This window comes from Methanosphaera sp. ISO3-F5 (assembly GCF_034480035.2).
In the GTDB taxonomy this organism is placed as follows: Archaea; Methanobacteriota; Methanobacteria; order Methanobacteriales; family Methanobacteriaceae; genus Methanosphaera.
In genome coordinates this window covers 1,643,781-1,659,860 of record NZ_CP118753.2, presented here as the reverse complement: position 1 = coordinate 1,659,860, position 16,080 = coordinate 1,643,781, and the positions used below count along the sequence as shown (strand labels likewise).

The window sequence follows — 16,080 nt, the reverse complement described above, 5'->3', positions numbered from 1 at the left end:
ATAAAATAACCTCCCTTTTAGAACAAATCACTGTTTGTTTATTCTGGACGAATAATTAAACCATTAATAAAATTAACACTGCTAATCATTTTTCAGAAAAAATAAAAAACCACACAACAAAAGCCCAAAACAAACCCCAATCAACCTAAAAACAAGAATAAACATTTTTACAAAAAAAGCCCCATTTAACTAAAAAAGAACAAAAAAGAAAGTATCAATAAAACTAAGTCATCAGAAAGTTTTGTCCAATACTCTGAACATGAAAAAAAATAGAATTTGAAGTTATATACTGTTTTTTCATAACTTCAAAAGATTAAAGTGTTTTTAAGCTGTTTTCACAGTACTTGTTTTACTGTAAGCATTATAACGGTCATTACCAGGATATGCGAGTGTTACTTTGTATGTTCCCTGTTTTGCTTTGGTGGTGTATGTGAATGTACCTTTGTTATTAGTTTTTGCTGTTCCCTGTTTACCGTTTAGTGTGATTCTTGCTAGGCTGTTCATTAGTGCGTGTCTGTTACGGTCTGTGAAAGTACCACTAATCGTAACTTTACCATTAGCATAACTTACTTTATCAAATGTAATGATAATGTCCTGTTTTGCTACTGTGAATGATGTTTTAGCAGTTGCCTTATTGTATTTAGTGTTACCAACATATGTTGCGGTTAAGGTGTTTTTACCCATGGTAGTTGCACGTGTTGTTACTTTGTAGTAACCGTTTTTATCTGTTTTTGCTTTGTATGTTTTACCATTGAATTTTAAGCTTACCATGGTGTTTCCTACTGCTTTATTATTACCATCTACAAGTCTTCCACCAACAACTAATGGATCTTTGTATTTAAGACCACTTGCAACTCTGTCAACTGTTAGTATGAGGTTTTGTTTTGCTACTTTGAATGTTGTTTTACTGGTTGCTTTGTTGTATTTAGTGTTACCATTGTAGGTTGCGGTTACATTGTTGGTTCCCATACTTGCTGCTGTGGTGGTGTAGGTGAATGATCCGTCTTTTGCTGTTTTTACTGTGACTGATTTAGTGTTGATTTTGAGTGTGATGCTTGCACTGCTTATTGCTTTGTTAGTGTTGTCCATGAGTGAACCTGTGACTGTTACTTTGTCTTTAAATTTAACAGCACTGATACTGTTGAGTTTGAGGGTAGGATTGGCTTTGTTTACTTTGAATGTGGTTTTTACACTGCTTGTTGTGTATTTATCGTTTGCTATTGCAGATACTGTTACATTGTTGGTACCAGTGTTACGTGCTGTTGTAGTGTACTTGTATACACCATTAGCATTTGTAACTACTTTGGTGGATGCAGAGTTAATTTTTATGCTGACAGGCATGTTATTAATAGCTGTGCCTGTTGTGTCGGTTAATTTACCTGTTATTACAACGCTGCTTCCAATAGTGGTTGTGTTTACTTTGTCTACTGTTATTTTTGTAGCTTTTTTGGTTGTTAGTTCTTTGATGGTTTTGTCTTTGTCTGCTACTTCTTTGGTTAAGTTATTAACTTTATCTTGTGTGTTGTTTAATTGTGTGATTAAGTTGTCTACACTTTTAACAATTTCGTCAACTTTCTTATTAGTATCATTTAATTGTTTAGCCAAGTCATCATTTGCTTTTGCTAAATCATCAACCTTCTTATTAGCAACAACAAGATTATTGTTTAATTCTTTATTAGCCTGTGTTAAGTTATTAATGTCATTGTTTGCTTTTGAAAGATTGCCTGCTAAATCCTTATTAGCTTTTGAAAGATCATCAATCTTATCATTTGCAGCTTCAAGGTCTTTAGCTGTATTGTTAAGTTTATTGTTTAAGTCAGTGTTAGCTTTACTTAAATCATCAACCTTCTTATTAGCAACAACAAGATTATTGTTTAATTCTTTATTAGCCTGTGTTAAGTTATTAATGTCATTGTTTGCTTTTGAAAGATTGCCTGCTAAATCCTTATTAGCTTTTGAAAGATCATCAATCTTATCATTTGCAGCTTCAAGGTCTTTAGCTGTATTGTTAAGTTTATTGTTTAAGTCAGTGTTAGCTTTACTTAAATCATCAACCTTCTTATTAGCAGCTTCAAGGTCTTTAGCGGTAGTGTTGAGTTTGTCACTTAAATCTTTTATATTACTTTCCTGAGCATTAACAGTATCATTTAACCGGTTTATAGTACTGTTTTGTTCATTAATTGTATTATTTTGAGTTTGAACAGTATCATTTAAACTATCAACTGTACTGTTTAGTTCCTTGATTAAAGTGCTTTGGTTATTAACAGTTCCATTTAATGCTTCAATAGTTTCTTCGTTTCCTTTTATTGTATTGTTAAGTTCTTCTATGATTGCATCTTTGTCTTCGTTAACATTGATTGTTACTGTAGTGTTGGATCCAGTGTATAATCCTTGTGCCTCATAGGTTATTGTTAGGTTTAATTCTCCACTGGTAGTTGATGTCAAATTGTATACTGCGATACCATCTTCGTCTGTGGTTACTGTTTCTGTCTGGTTTTCTCCTACTGATAGTTTTACTTCTTGTTCAGGTATTAGTTTGCCTGTGTTGTCTTTGAGTAGGATTGTTATTGGTGTTGCTTCATTGATGTTTGCAGTTGCTGGTGCAATTACTTTAAGTGATGTACTGTATGGACTGTTGTTTTCTACAATGTTGTTTTCACCATTGTCAGTTACTGCATCGTCTCCTTTTTTGTCGTTTGCTATTATGTAGTTGTCTGTTACTGTGTTGTCGTTTCCTGTGAGTTCTACTCCGGTTGCTGTTCCAGTTGTGGTTACTGTTATGTTGTTGTTTGTAATTGTATTGGTGTTACCCCCTATTTTTATTGCTATGAGTGTGGATTCACCATTCATATTAATTATATTATTAATACAAGTTACATTATTGGAATTGTGGTTTAAAGTAGAATTTACATCCCCATATATTCCTATAATATAAGGATTATCACCAACATTATACTTTTCTTCAATATTAATTATATTGTTTAATATTTTAGTATTCTCTGCATTGTTACTTATTACTGCAAATGAGCTAGCTGGACATTTAACATTAATTATTGAATTTTGAATAATTATATTACCCAAATTATTTGATTTAGTTGTTCCAAAGACTGTGTTAATTGTTCCATATTCACAGTTTAATGTAATATTTAAATTATCAAACTCAATATAACAACCAGACATACCAAAATCTTGGCAAGAAACTGGTTGTGTATTGTCAGTTTCATCTTCTAAGTTATAAACTAAAGTTAAATTGGATATGGAACAATGTGTTCCAACAACATAAAGACCAACGTTATTTAATGTAAGATTATTCTTCCCAACTATTGAAAAGTGACTGTCCATATATTGACCATAAACTGGAAGCATTAAATAAAATAATTTACCTTTTTCTGGGAAATAACCTAATTTAAATCTTGTATTTCCAGTAATGTATGTACCAAGAGGTAACCATGCCTCACCTTGTTCTTGGAAACGGAAGTATTTTAAAAAAGTTTCTTCATCATCAATATCAACTTCTTCATACTCTATTCCCTCTGTTACACTTGAGGTTTTTACTGAACGTAGATAGTTTTTATTTAAATTACTATTTCTTGAACCATGAATGTACCATGAAATATTTGGATCTGTTGGATAATTAGTAAAAATATTATCTCTACAAACATAAGCTGGGTATGCAGAAATTACTAATGTATTAATCCTATTTCCACATAAATCACAATTTGCACCAATTACATATACTGTTGAGTTTTCTGCGTTGTTATTTTTGAAGTTTATGTTATTGTTTAATGTTACTGTTGATTTGAATGTGTTGTTTGTCACGTTTGAGTATTCGCCTATTGTTGCAGTGCTGTTAAATATGCTGTTTTTTACATTTATGTATTTTTTTATTGTTGCTGTAGCGTTGAATTGGTTGTCTGTTATGTTGGAGTTTTGGTTTATTGTTGTTGTATTGTAGAATCTGTTGTCTTTTACTTTTGATTCTTTTGCTATAGTTACTTTTCCTGTGAAGTTGTTTCCTGCCACTAAACTACCTTGTGCTCCACTGAATTCTGCACCATTGTTTAATGTGTTGTTTATGTAGCCGTTTCCAAGATATGTGTCGTTGTAGTAGTCATTGGTTGTGTTGGTTGCTGGATCATAGGTTCCTGCCCAGTTTCCAGTTATTCCTTTTCCATTATAGTTAATAGTGTTGTTTATTATATGGTTGTGTGGTCCTCCAACTGTAATAGCAAAACATCTTGAATCAGCTGTTTCTGGTCCAGTTAATGTATTACTGCTTATGACATTGTTTTTGTTTTGAGTTATATTATTTGTAACAGGTCCCACATTAAATGTGTTTAAGTATATGAGGTTTCCAACTATTCCTTCTCCGATTATAATGTTGTGGTCTATGGTACAATTTTCACCCATAGTAATTGCTATTGCACTACATCCTGTATTGTTTACTGCATGGAAGTAACTGTTTTTAACTGTTACATTTATTACCCCATTGCGTAATGCAAAATATCCTGTATACATTCCAACACCTTGATCTACTGTTACATTAATGTTGTCGAATGTAATGTTTGATGCACTTGTCGTGAATACTTGTGTGTTATGGAATTTTAGATTTGTAATATTTGAATTATTTGCGCCAATGTTAAATTCAATGTTTGTTTGCTGTAGAGATGGAAGATTATAACCATATATTGTATTTAAATCTAGAGTAAATCCATTTCCTGTAATATTTATTGGTTTGTTTATTGTATAATTGTGTAAAGTACGTGTTACATTACTTGTAAAGTTTAGAGTATCATTTCCATTTACTAGTGAGGTTAAACCAGAATCTGTTACATATTCGTCAAAGTTAGTATTGTTTATGTTATGTATTGTGCCTCTGGTATTTTCTTCGTTCTTTGTTTCTTTCTTAACTTTTGTTACGTTTTGAACTTTTTTTATATTATCATTTTGTGTGTTGCTTTTTGTGAGTACATTTGTATCAGTTTGTTGTGTATCATGTGATACTGTGCTGGCTGTTACATCCTGTGATACTGTTGTATCATGGATGTCTGCTGCACTGGCTACTGATAGTAATGTAATCAGTAAAGCAGTGAATAAAATGATTTTTTTCATGTTTATCTGCATATAAATCATTATTAAAATTTTTAATTGATTCTAAATTATAACATTCTTTTATTTTTTTCAAATTTATTTAAAAATGCTTGTTTTAAAATCAATATTTGTATATATGATAATTTTCAAATATATGTTTATTGTAAAAAGAGATATATTAATTAGTATAATATCAAACTAAGATATATAATCTAATTAGTATTTTTTTAATCTATAAGAAAATAGAAATAATGACAACTCTTTTTATAAACAAATATTCAATAAAAATTAAATTTGGAGTGATATAATTATTTTTCTCTAATAAATTTAGTTAAAATATTAATTTATTAACCATATGATGATTTAATGATAACTAAATTAAATTCAAAAAATTTTATTATAAAATAGGTAATTATATCATATTTTTTTTTTAGATGTTATTATTTTCCCATTTTTTTTAATAAGGAATTTTTTTTTATTATCATTTTTTTTTTATGGTTGGTAAGTTATAATATGTATAAAGACCAGGTGGAACGGTAATATGAATAAAATTAAATATTTCATCATATTTCTTGCAATACTATTATTCTCATTGTCTGTATGTGCAGCTGCCGATGATACTAACATTACCCGACAGGATACTCAACATACAATAGAGGACACATATTCCTATGATAATAATGTATTGATTGAAAAAAATGATAAAGACATTAATAAGGAAAAAGAAGAATGTATAAACACAAAAGGTATTAAAAAGAAGAATATCACGGTTAAGGGTAATGCTAATAATAATGTAACTACAATAACAGAAGACAATTACAACGATTATATATCTATAAACAGTGCAGGAAAGGTCACACTAAAACAAGCATATTTTGTACCTGGAAACAATTACACGGTAAACTTCACATACCTGCCGGCAGAGGCCAAACAATTAGCAATAAACAACTTCTACAATAACAAATACAGAAATGACACTCTAACAATATCTGGAACAATTAATAATATAAACCTACAATTAAGTAAAGGTAATCTGAAATCACTGGAGTTGGAAGATAGTGTACTGAATTATGATAAGGATTATACCGGAGATTACGTGAATATTCCCAGCATGGTTGGTTTAAATCATGTTACCATTAATGTTGATTCTCAACGTGACTCTAGTGTAAATGTACTTACTGTTGGAGCAAATACTACTGTTGAAAACTGTACAATCAACCTTAATGCTTCAGGTAACACCCCAGCCATTGCTTTAAATCTTAGTGGAGAATACACTACTGCTAGAAATTGTATAATAAATGCTAACATCACCAGCAAAGGAACCAGTTCTCCATTATATATTGGTGGACAAAACAGTGTTGTTGAAAACTGTACAATCAATGCCTACCTTCCAAGCAGCCAGGTAGCATGGATGGACACCGATCTTCCAAAAGGAATTGGTGTGTGGATTACCGGATTTTATTCAACCCTGAGAAATAACCGTTTTAACATTACCGAATCCTGTATTTTAAGTGATGGAACACACAGAAGTCTTTACGGAGTATATGTCCGTGGAAATAATCTTAACATCTACAACAATACTGTTATAGTAACTGGTACACAGTACACTTATGGTTTTGTCGTTAGAGCTTCACAAAACAGGATATACAACAACAACATAACAGTCAAGTCAGTGTACTATTCTGCTGGTGTGAATATTGAAGGAAATGGTATGAAAAACAATTACATCTACGATAATAGGATTAACGTTTCTGCAGGTTTTGAACAGACTGATCAAGGTAATCCTGATGTTGCTTATGGATGTCTGATACTGGACTTCAGTTATGGTGGAGGAGAATACGTTGCAAGTATTAGTTCCATGGAAAACAACAGGTATATTAACAATACTGTTATAGCTGATGCTCGTCAATCATATGCATTTGAACTGTATGGTGGAGTAAACACTCAAATTATAGGAAACAACATGACCCTTACTGGTAACTATCCTATGGGTATAGGAGCAATCGGAATAAACACGACCATGGACAACAACGCAATCTATGTAGATGGAAATTCAAACGGTTCAGAGTATAGTGTTGATTACATTAAACCAACTACAGTAGGAATATATACTTATTGGATGAATGAAGGAAACATTATAACAAATAATACAATCGCTGTAACCAATGGAAAAGCACTAAAATTAGACAACTCCAAAAATGTACTGGTAGAAAACAACTTCCTACTAACCGAAGACTACGCATACGTCATAGAAGTGGACAACATAAACAACACATTCAAATACAATGCAATCCTAGGTGAAGGCACTATAGAAGAGGTGATAAAAGACACAACAGATGATGAAAATACTTATATCAATAACCGGGAACCTGTAAGTAGTCAGTTAGTTATTTCACCAGATTACATACCATTGAATGAAGAAGAAAATATCACAGTATTACTTAAAGATGTAGAAGGAAACAGTATATCTGGTCAATATGTTCAAGTACAAATTGATGGGAATTTACAAACGTATATTACTGATGCTGATGGAACAATATCAATACCTGTGGATTCTACAATAGCAAAAACTATGGAAGTTAGTGTTGAATATGAATGTTACAATGACTTTGGATGTGCAGCTTCAAAACAGATAAGAATTGCAGAACCTATCATACTTACACCTGATAACTTTGACATGTATATAACCAATGGATTGTTGAATGAAAATGTGCCGGATGGTGCTACTATTGATGTACATGGTAAGTTTGATAATGAAAGATATGCATTTAACATAACCAAACCGGTTAATATGTTATCCACTACAGGTGATGCTTTCTTCTGTTTCTATTCAACACCTAAACTTGAAGGAACCAGTGAACTTCCTGACTATTCATTCATAATTACCAGTGAAGGTTCAGGAACCAACATCACAGACATACAATTCGAGAATACAATGATAGTAACAACCGAAGCACATGATATAACATTTGATAATATTACTTCTTATTGTACTAGTGGTTATGGTTGGGGTCGTGGATCAACCAGTATCCGTAACAGCCAGAATGTCACAATCAAAAACTCATACTTCAACACAACAGACAACAACGGAGTAAGTACAGTAGTATTTGCAGCATCACAAAACTGTCTGCTAGAAAACAGCACAGTAGTAGGAAGCGGATTCATAGGAAACCTCGTATACGCAACCACATACAACGTTGATGTAAACGACAAATACGGAAACAACAACATCACCATACGTGGTAACAAGATAATGGGACGAGACCTACAAGTAGGAAGTGCAACATGCTACAGTGTATGCGTAATTGGTGACAATATTACAGTTGAAAACAATTACATAGAAAACAGTAACAAGTACCTTATCATGACACAATACAAGGACGATGCATATGAAGTAGCAGGAAGCACCGGTGGACTAACCATTAGAAATAATTCATTTGGTCCAGGAAAAATAGGAGTAACATTCAACCCATGCACAATAACCAACAACACATTCTATGGAAACGTAACACTAGAAGTTACCGAAAATACAATACAAGCAAACAACACCAACAAAAACGAAAATGAAAATCCATATGTCAGTGAAGAAACAAGTACAACACACCCTACAAAAATAACAATAAACGCACCCCAAAATTACATCTATGAAGAAAACACACAATTCACAATAACCGTAACCGACCAAAAAACCAACACACCACTAAACAAGGGATACATTGAGGTATACTCAGATGGAACACTATACAAAAACATCACAATAAACCAAGATACAACAACATTCACCTACAACAACCAGGAAATAGGACCACACCACGTAAGAGTATGGTACTACTCACCAGATGAAAACATAGAAAATACACAAAAACTACACACAATAGAAGCACAAAAAATAACCGGACAACTAAAACTAGAAACAAAAAACAACCCAGAAATCGGAGAAACAATAACACTAAAAGTAACATACACACTAAACAAAAACAAGAACCATCAAGCAAATATTACCTTTGAACTACCAGGACAAAAACCAATAACCATAACAGCAGCAAACAACAGTGCAACACTCGAAACCACGATAACAACTGATTACACTAATTTATTTATTTTTTTTTAGGATAAGTGGGTTTAATTTAACTTATGTTCTATTGATGAGTTAATATTAGTTTTGTCTGTTGATTAATTGTATGTAAAATGTATTTGTGTTAGTAAAATGAGAATGGGGGTTTGAGTAATATTTTATTTAATTATTTTTCTTTTAGTGTTTAATTGTCTATTTCTGTTATTAGTTGGATGATTTTTGCTACTTCTATTCCTTTCATTCCCATTGTTTTTAGGGCTTTTACGGTGGATGTATTTAGGTTCATGTTTGATACTACGAGGTTTTCTGTGACGAGTTTTCTGAATTCATCATATTTTTTATTGTCATTGAATAATAGTCTTAGGTCATATGCTATTGGTCGTAATTTTTCATCTAGGATGTTTGCTAAGTCGGCTATGGCTTTGTCGTTTTCTCGGACCATATTGGATTGTAGTACTCGTCCAATGTCGTTTTGTGTGAAACTTTTTTCTAGTTCTTCTAGGATTAGTTCATCTATTACTTCGTTATCTTTGTAGTTGTTTTTTAGATGTTTGTTTCTTTTGTTGGTTTTAATGAATTCCTTATAGAAATTATCGATTAATTCTTGTTTGTTGTCAAATAATTCGTCAACGGTGTTTAATAATACGGTACTGGCATATTTTTTTATATTTTTTTCTGTTATCATATTTATTCCCTAAAATAAGCTATTGTTATTTATTAATTTTGATTTTTATAATTTATTAGTTTTTAGGAATAATTGTATTGTTTTTAAAATTAGTCATAAAAAGGGGGGTTTAAGAAGAGTAATAATTTAATTATTACATTTATTTTATGCTTCTACTTTTAAGTAGTCATATAGGTATACTGCGAATATTGCTCCTATGATTGGTGCAATGAGGTATGCTGGGAATAGTTCCCATGGTGCTGCTGTTCCTACTAATGTGTTCATGAGCATAGGTGCAAATACCCTTGAAGGGTTAATACCACAACCGGAGAATCCACCGATTGCTACTACGATACCTGCTAGTACTAGACCGATACTTAATGCTGCATCTTGTGCTTTTCCGTCTACGGCTGCTGCCATAATACAGTACATTAATAGTGCGGTACCTAAGAATTCTACTATGAAAATTCCTACTATACCGATTCCTGCTACGTCACCTACTGATCCGAGTGCACCTGTTGTTGATGCGATTTTTACTCCTGCTATTGCAATTAATGCTGCGGATGCGATAATTGATCCTATGAATTGTGCTGCTAGGTAAGGTACTAGGTCGGATGTTGGGAATTTTTTACCTGCCCATAGTCCTATGGTTACTGCTGGGTTGAAGTGTGCACCAGATACGGGACCTAATGCGTATATTGCGACGGTTAATGCTAGACCGAATGCTAATCCAATTGCAATCCAGTCAGCCATTGTTATTGCTGCTATACTAAGACCACCGTTTACTAGTAGTACTAATACAACTGATGCTGTACCGAAGAATACTAATATGAATGATCCTATTAATTCAGCTAAAAATTTTTGAATCATGTTTGCCATTTTAATTAGCCTCCAAATTAAATAATACCGAGGGTCAAATTTTTGTTATGGTTATGAATTTTTCAATAATTTTTGATTTTCATCAATTTATTGTTATTGTTTTGTGTACGAGTGTATTTTTTATTCTACTGTTGTAGATGTTATTGTTTTGTTGTGGGTACACATATAACTTAACTAAATTTGTTCCTCCTCTATTACACACTTTTATTTGTACCACTATTTAAATGATTTAATTTTTTTCTTAATTTGACTTAAGTTTTTTAATGTATTTTTTATTTTTTTTCAATTTTATTATAATTTAGTTGATTTTGGTTAATTTTTGGTGGATTTTATCTATTTTAGCCACTTTTTTTAGTCGTACCTAAATTCGTTATTAGTTAACTTTAAATACTCTTAAACAATAAATATTCATAGTGTAACTTATTTTTCTTTATTATTATTAATTAATAATTTATTACTCTTTTTAATATCAATTAAACATCAATAACCTAATTACCAAAGAATAACAACACATATGTTGAAATCAAGCACATAATATTACCAATAATATTTAAAAATAAATTAATATGTGATGAATTATATAAATATCATTATCATTTTTATAACAAATACAAAATAATAATGGTAGGAAACAAAATGGATTTCAGAAACGTACAATTACCTCGCGAAATACATACAGGACCAGGTATAATAACAGAAATCGGTGATGTATGTGATACATTGTTATCTGGAGAAAATATCACACTAGTAACAGGAAACACTACAAAAAAAATTGCAGGTAACCAAGTAATAGATATTTTAGAAGATAAAAAATACAATGTCACAGTAGTAATTGTAACAACAGCCACCGAAGATTCAGTAGAAAAAGTAACAAACATTTCAAAAGAATCAAACGCAATAATTGCAGTAGGTGGAGGAAAAGTAAATGATGTTGCAAAAGTAGCATCAACAAGAAACCAAATTCCATTAATAAGCATTCCTACTACTGCAGCTCATGACGGTCTAGTTTCACCACGTGCATCAATAAAAAATGAGCATGATAACGTTTCAAAAGAAGTTAATGCTCCATTTGCACTAGTTGCTGATACACAGATAATATCTAATGCTCCTTATAAATTCACAGCAGCAGGATTTGCAGATATAATTTCAAACTTTACAGCAGTGGAAGATTGGAAATTAGCATATAAACTGATAAATGAACCATTCAGTGACTCAGCAGCTGCTTTATCATTAATGACCGCAAAGTTACTGATTGAACAGGCAAACAATATTCAACCTAGACATCCGGAAAGTGCAGGGATAGTTGTGAAAGGATTAATCAGTAGTGGTATGGCTATAAGTATTGCTAGAAGCAGTAGGCCAGCTAGTGGATCAGAACATAAATTCAGTCATGCTTTGGATAAAATAGCTCCAAAACCTGCATTGCATGGAGAACAATGTGGTGTAGGCACTATACTGATGATGTATTTACAGGGTGGCGATTGGAAGAAGATACGTTCTGTTTTAAAACAGGTTAATGCACCTACAAACGCTAAAGAATTAGGAATAAAGGAAGAATACATTATTGAAGCATTAACACAGGCACATAACATACGTAAATCAAGATATACCATACTGGGTGATAGGGGATTAACAAAAGAAGCGGCATTGAACATTGCTTTAAAAACGGGAGTAATAGATTAGGAGAAAGGTTTTATGATTACATTAATAGGTACAAGTTTAGCAAAAAAAGGATTGGTTTTCACGTATAATGGTGGTTCAAAAAAATGTGAATCATGTAGATTTAAGAGAACTTGTCTTAATCTGGAAGAAGGACGTAAATATATGATTACTAATGTTAAAAGAGTAACCCATAAATGTCCTTTACATAAGGATGGTACAGTTCAAACAATAGAGGTAGAACCAGCTACAATAAGGGCTGTTGTCGAATCTAAAAAAGCTTATAAAGGTTCTACAATAATTTTCCGAAAGCCTGATTGTGAGGATGAATGTGATAACTATGATATTTGTCATCCTGAAGGTTTATATAATGATGATAAGTGTCAAATAGAAGAGATTGGTCCTGAAGTTAATTGTAAAAATGGAAATAGCTTAACTGAGGTCATATTAAGTCATTAGGTGAATACAATGGTTGATAGTAATATATTGAAAGAAAATGTTGGTAAAGAAGCATCTGAATTAATTAAGGATGGTCAGGTTGTTGGATTAGGTACTGGTTCAACAACTCATCATTTTATAAGATATTTGGGTGAACGTGTGAAGAATGAGGGATTGGAAATACTTGGAATACCTACTTCTTTCCAGTCTACATTATTGGCAAGGGAGTCTGGTATAAAAATCACTACTCTTGATGAGCATGATATTGATATTGCTGTTGATGGTGCTGATGAAGTGGATTCTAATCTTGATTTGATTAAGGGTGGAGGTGCTGCTCATACCATTGAGAAATTAGTGGATAGTTCTGCTGATGAATTTGTTGTCATAGTTGATGGTAGTAAAGTTGTTGAAAAGTTAGGTGCATTCCCCGTACCTATTGAGATTATTCCTGAATCTTTAAGATTGGTTAAGAATGCTGTTATGGAGTTGGGTGGTAAGCCTGAAGTTCGTATGGGTATTCAGAAGGATGGTCCTGTTATTACAGATAATGGTAATTTTGTTTTAGATACTAAGTTTGATAATATTGAAAATCCTTATGAACTTGAAATAGAATTAAATACTATTCCTGGTGTTCTTGAGAATGGTATTTTCTCTGGTATTGCTGATAAGGTTATTGTTGGTAGGGATTCTGGTAATGAAGTTATAGAAAAGTAGTGTGGTGTTATTTATGAAACAATGTATGGATTCTGATAATTTACATAGACGTTTAAGAAAGATTGAGGGTCAGGTTGCTGCTATTGATCGTATGATTGAGCAGGATGTTCCTTGTGAGGATGTTCTTATGCAGGTTAATGCTGCTAAGTCTGCATTGAATAGGGTTGGTAGTATTATCTTGGAGGGGCATATGAATCATTGTGTTAAGGATGCTATTGATAAGGGTGATAGTTCTGAGGCTATCCAGGATTTGTCTAGGATAATTGATTATTATTCAAGAATTTAATTACTTTTTTTGTATTATTTTTTTGCATTTTTTTGTTTTTTCGTGGGAACCTTTATATAGTATTGTGACATAATCAATTATACCCATAGGGGTACAGGTATAATTATTATAATAACGTGGTGATAATCATGAAAATAATAAACACAATAAAAAACAACATAATAAAAATAAGTGCAATATTCATCATGATACCAATCATGTTTTACTTACACATATACGAACTAAAACCAATATACAAACCAAAACACAACTAAAAAAAGAATAAGAGGATTAATCAACATACAATCCTCTTAACAAACTAATCTCCTCCCTATAACCATCCACATCATTAGGAGTTTCCAAATAAAAAGGAAGATCCCTCAAACACCTATGATTAATAATATCAACAATAGCATCCAAACCCAACAAACCACAACCAATCTTTTCATGCCTATCCTTATGACTACCCAAACCAAACATACTATCATTCAAATGAACAGCCCTCAACCTATCAAGACCAACAACAGAATCAAACTCATCAAGAACACCATCCAAATCATCCTTAATATCATAACCAGCATCAAAAACATGACAAGTATCTAAACAAACACCAACCTTATCATCAAGCTCAACCTTATCAATAATAGAACGCAACTCCTCAAAACTCCTACCAATCTCAGTACCCTTACCAGCCATAGTCTCAAGCAACACAACAGTACTCTGATCCTCACTAATCAACCTATTCAAAGCCTCAGAAATCAACTCAATACCAACATCAACACCCTGACCAACATGACTACCAGGATGAAAATTATACAAATTATCAGGCAAATAACTTAACCTATCCAAATCATCCTCAAAAATCTCAAAAGCATTACACCTAGTCTTCTCACTCTTAGAAGCCAAATTAATCACATAAGGAGCATGAGCCAAAACAACATCAATATCAGAACCACTCACCAAAGAATTAAATTTCTCAATATCATCAAAATCCAAAGCCTTAGCCTTACCACCACGAGGACTACGAGGAAAAAACTGGAACGTATTAGCACCAATACTCAAAGCCTCCAAACCAATATTCTCAAAACCCTTATTAATAGATAAATGAGCACCAATAGTAAACATAAAACAAACCTCCAAATAATAAAAAAATATCCTATTAAAATATTAATATAATTAATTATATATCTTAATATATTACTTTTTTTGGGGTTAAAATTAATGGAAACAAAAAAAATATTAGTAACAGGTGGAGCAGGATTTATAGGAACAAATCTTGTAAACGAACTACAAAAAAGAGGACATGAAGTAATAGCAGCAGACTTACTCAACAACGACAGAGAAAACTATGTACGAACAGATGTACGATACTACAGACAACTAGAAAGAACATTCGAAGAAAACGGACCCTTCGATTACGTCTATCACCTCGCAGCAGAATACGGAAGATGGAACGGAGAAGCATACTACGAAAACCTATGGCAAACCAATGTCATCGGAACCAAAAACATGCTACGCCTACAAGAAAAAAACAAATTCAGAATGATATTCTTCTCATCAGCAGAAGTATACGGAGACTACACAGGAAAAATGTCCGAAGACGTAATGGAAAACAATCCAATAAAAGACACATACCAAATGAACGACTACGCAATAAGCAAATGGGACGGAGAACTAATGTGCATGAACTCAGCAAAAATGTTCGGCACAGAAACAGTAAGAGTACGACCAGTAAACTGTTACGGACCAGGCGAAAGATACACACCATACAGAGGATTCATACCAAAATTCATCTACTTAGCACTACACAACAAACCATACACAGTATACGAAGGACACAAAAGAATCATAGACTACGTCGGCGACACAGCAACAACATTCGCAAACATAGTCGACAACTTCAAACCAGGAGAAGCATACAACATAGGAGGAAACCAAGACTGGGAAATGGACATCAAAGAATACTCTGACCTAGTACTGGATGCAGTAGGATGCGATGACAGTCTAGTAACATACAAAGAAGCAGAACCATTCACAACAAAAATAAAAACAATAGACTTCTCAAAATCAATAAAAGACTTGAAACATGATCCAAAAGTAAAACCAAAAGAAGGAATACAAAAAACAGTAGACTGGATGAAATGGTATTACCGATTAGAATAAACTATCCTACTCAACAACCTTTTTTTTAACAAATCCTTTATTTTTAAATATTATTTTTCAAAATATCATTTCAAAAAACATAGATATAATAATTTCCTACAATATAAATACTAATATATTATAATGAATACT

At 32.3% G+C, this 16,080-nt stretch carries 11 protein-coding genes; 7 read left to right on the top strand and 4 right to left on the bottom strand.

Annotation, left to right across the window (positions count from 1 at the left end; all coding sequences use genetic code 11):
* Positions 1-324 precede the first annotated feature (324 nt).
* Positions 325-5,112, bottom strand: coding sequence for an Ig-like domain-containing protein (locus PXD04_RS19025; protein ID WP_323736397.1), 4,788 nt, complete (start codon positions 5,110-5,112; stop codon positions 325-327).
* Positions 5,113-5,632: 520 nt separating this feature from the next.
* Between PXD04_RS19025 and PXD04_RS19020 the strand changes: the two genes are divergently transcribed.
* On the top strand, positions 5,633-9,202 hold the full coding sequence (locus PXD04_RS19020; protein WP_323736396.1) for a hypothetical protein: 3,570 nt from the start codon (positions 5,633-5,635) through the stop codon (positions 9,200-9,202).
* Between the two features lie 148 nt (positions 9,203-9,350).
* Here PXD04_RS19020 and PXD04_RS19015 read toward each other — a convergent pair whose 3' ends face one another.
* Together PXD04_RS19015 and PXD04_RS19010 are read right to left on the bottom strand one after the other, a co-directional pair.
* Positions 9,351-9,851, bottom strand: coding sequence for a hypothetical protein (locus PXD04_RS19015; RefSeq protein ID WP_323736395.1), 501 nt, complete (start codon positions 9,849-9,851; stop codon positions 9,351-9,353).
* Positions 9,852-9,995: 144 nt separating this feature from the next.
* Positions 9,996-10,709, bottom strand: a complete 714-nt coding sequence (locus PXD04_RS19010) for an MIP/aquaporin family protein (RefSeq protein ID WP_323736394.1) — start codon at positions 10,707-10,709, stop codon at positions 9,996-9,998.
* 636 nt (positions 10,710-11,345) lie between these two features.
* Between PXD04_RS19010 and PXD04_RS19005 the strand changes: the two genes are divergently transcribed.
* From PXD04_RS19005 to PXD04_RS18985, 5 genes are all read left to right on the top strand, one after another.
* Positions 11,346-12,392, top strand: coding sequence for an NAD(P)-dependent glycerol-1-phosphate dehydrogenase (locus tag PXD04_RS19005; RefSeq protein ID WP_323736393.1), 1,047 nt, complete (start codon positions 11,346-11,348; stop codon positions 12,390-12,392).
* A gap of 12 nt (positions 12,393-12,404) precedes the next feature.
* Positions 12,405-12,827: a UPF0179 family protein gene (locus PXD04_RS19000; RefSeq protein WP_323736392.1), complete on the top strand. Its 423-nt coding sequence runs from the start codon at positions 12,405-12,407 to the stop codon at positions 12,825-12,827.
* Between the two features lie 9 nt (positions 12,828-12,836).
* Complete coding sequence (gene rpiA, locus PXD04_RS18995) at positions 12,837-13,520, top strand: ribose-5-phosphate isomerase RpiA (protein WP_323736391.1); 684 nt, start codon at positions 12,837-12,839, stop codon at positions 13,518-13,520.
* A 13-nt stretch (positions 13,521-13,533) separates the two neighbouring features.
* Positions 13,534-13,806, top strand: coding sequence for a metal-sensing transcriptional repressor (locus PXD04_RS18990; protein ID WP_323736390.1), 273 nt, complete (start codon positions 13,534-13,536; stop codon positions 13,804-13,806).
* A gap of 128 nt (positions 13,807-13,934) precedes the next feature.
* Positions 13,935-14,060: a hypothetical protein gene (locus PXD04_RS18985; protein ID WP_323736389.1), complete on the top strand. Its 126-nt coding sequence runs from the start codon at positions 13,935-13,937 to the stop codon at positions 14,058-14,060.
* A 16-nt stretch (positions 14,061-14,076) separates the two neighbouring features.
* Here PXD04_RS18985 and PXD04_RS18980 read toward each other — a convergent pair whose 3' ends face one another.
* Positions 14,077-14,910: a deoxyribonuclease IV gene (locus PXD04_RS18980; RefSeq protein WP_323736388.1), complete on the bottom strand. Its 834-nt coding sequence runs from the start codon at positions 14,908-14,910 to the stop codon at positions 14,077-14,079.
* 96 nt (positions 14,911-15,006) lie between these two features.
* Here PXD04_RS18980 and PXD04_RS18975 point away from each other — a divergent pair, with 96 nt between their 5' ends.
* The gene (locus PXD04_RS18975; RefSeq protein WP_323736387.1) at positions 15,007-15,948 is read left to right on the top strand and encodes an NAD(P)-dependent oxidoreductase; all 942 of its coding nucleotides are present in this window, start codon (positions 15,007-15,009) and stop codon (positions 15,946-15,948) included.
* The last annotated feature ends 132 nt before the right edge of the window (positions 15,949-16,080 follow it).

What these genes read in the sequence shown, in the direction of transcription:
- PXD04_RS19015 (WP_323736395.1), bottom strand. Translation starts at nt 9,851, where the DNA reads ATGATAACAGAAAAAAATATAAAAAAATATGCCAGTACCGTATTATTA.
- PXD04_RS18985 (WP_323736389.1), top strand. Translation starts at nt 13,935, where the DNA reads ATGAAAATAATAAACACAATAAAAAACAACATAATAAAAATAAGTGCA.
- PXD04_RS19005 (WP_323736393.1), top strand. Translation starts at nt 11,346, where the DNA reads ATGGATTTCAGAAACGTACAATTACCTCGCGAAATACATACAGGACCA.
- PXD04_RS19020 (WP_323736396.1), top strand. Translation starts at nt 5,633, where the DNA reads ATGAATAAAATTAAATATTTCATCATATTTCTTGCAATACTATTATTC.
- PXD04_RS19000 (WP_323736392.1), top strand. Translation starts at nt 12,405, where the DNA reads ATGATTACATTAATAGGTACAAGTTTAGCAAAAAAAGGATTGGTTTTC.
- PXD04_RS19025 (WP_323736397.1), bottom strand. Translation starts at nt 5,112, where the DNA reads ATGAAAAAAATCATTTTATTCACTGCTTTACTGATTACATTACTATCA.
- rpiA (WP_323736391.1), top strand. Translation starts at nt 12,837, where the DNA reads ATGGTTGATAGTAATATATTGAAAGAAAATGTTGGTAAAGAAGCATCT.
- PXD04_RS18990 (WP_323736390.1), top strand. Translation starts at nt 13,534, where the DNA reads ATGAAACAATGTATGGATTCTGATAATTTACATAGACGTTTAAGAAAG.
- PXD04_RS18975 (WP_323736387.1), top strand. Translation starts at nt 15,007, where the DNA reads ATGGAAACAAAAAAAATATTAGTAACAGGTGGAGCAGGATTTATAGGA.
- PXD04_RS19010 (WP_323736394.1), bottom strand. Translation starts at nt 10,709, where the DNA reads ATGGCAAACATGATTCAAAAATTTTTAGCTGAATTAATAGGATCATTC.
- PXD04_RS18980 (WP_323736388.1), bottom strand. Translation starts at nt 14,910, where the DNA reads ATGTTTACTATTGGTGCTCATTTATCTATTAATAAGGGTTTTGAGAAT.